The organism is Corynebacterium suicordis DSM 45110 (assembly GCF_015351405.1).
GTDB lineage: Bacteria > Actinomycetota > Actinomycetes > Mycobacteriales > Mycobacteriaceae > Corynebacterium > Corynebacterium suicordis.
In genome coordinates this window covers 1-1,213 of sequence record NZ_JADKMY010000011.1, presented here as the reverse complement: position 1 = coordinate 1,213, position 1,213 = coordinate 1, and the positions used below count along the sequence as shown (strand labels likewise).

The following is a 1,213-nucleotide window of genomic DNA, read 5'->3' as shown; positions in this document are numbered from 1 at the left end:
AAACTTGTTCTCCTTTCTCCGGTTCCAGGACTGGCACTTCGCGTCGCTCACTAATCGGCACTTCGTGCCTTCTCGGGCGAAAAACGAGGAGGTAAGGCAGGTGGCAGACGGGTCACCGATTCACTACATGGAGGACATCATGGCATTGAGCGCAGCAGCACGAAAGAAACAGGCAGAAAAGCGTCAAGAGCTGGCCAAGGAGCTGCAAGCAAGCATTACTGAGCAGGTAGAACAGCTCGTGAAGTCTGACGAGTGGATAGACTTTCTCAACTTTGCGCAGCAGTTCCATGCCTACAGTGTGAAAAATCTTTTGCTCATTCGAAGCCAATTCCCTACAGCTACGCAGGTGGCTGGATACCGCAAGTGGGCAAACGAATTTGGCCGCCAGGTGCGGAAAGGCGAGCGGGGTATCAAGATTTTCGGATACAGCACGAAGAAATACACCGTAGAAAACGAACACGGCGAAGAAGAAGAACACCAGCGTCGAACCTTCCCAATTTTGACAGTGTTCGACATCAGCCAGACCGAGCCAACAGAAGAGGCCGTGGAGATCCCAGAGATTGCTCGCCGTCTTGAAGGTTCCGATGACTCAGACATCTACGCCCGCGCCCAGGAATTTGCGGAATCCAAGGGATACACCGTGACCCGCGAGAGTATCCCCGGCCAGACTAACGGTTACATTACTCAGGATGGATCATTCAGCATTGTGGTGGATAGTTCTCTTGGGGACGCTCAAGCAGCTAAAACCCTCCTACATGAGTGCGCTCACATGATCCTGCACAGCGACAACGGCACCCGCGCCGATCTGGATCTGTCCCATGAAGCCCGCGAGATCGAAGCCGAATCCGTGGCGTATGTCGTGGCGGGCATTCTTGGACTAGACACCAGCGCCTACACAGTGGGATATGTCGCAGGCTGGGCAGGGGGCAGCGTTGAGGCGATCCAGGATACTGCCGGGCGAGTACTCAAAGGAGCTCACGAGCTGGCCGAGGCACTAGAGCACTCAGCGAAGTTGCAGAGTTAGCTAGTTAACAGCCCTCCCCGCCACCGATTTTCGGCGGCGGGTTGGTGTGTCTGGCTTGGCTAGGGGCCAGCCACACCAACCAGGAGGAAGGAAGGCCGGTGGGGTGTGTGTTCTGCGGCGCACCAGTGCATGAGTCGCACTGTGCTTGCAGCCCCCAACCCCACCAGCCTGCTCGAACTGTTCGGCGAG

The 1,213-nt window shown here is 56.3% G+C and carries 1 protein-coding gene; it reads left to right on the top strand.

Annotated features, from left to right (window positions below; translation table 11 throughout):
• A partial coding sequence (locus tag IRY30_RS10245; RefSeq protein WP_323741518.1) for an ArdC-like ssDNA-binding domain-containing protein occupies positions 1–1,024 on the top strand: 1,024 nt, incomplete at its 5' end.
• Positions 1,025–1,213: the final 189 nt, after the last annotated feature.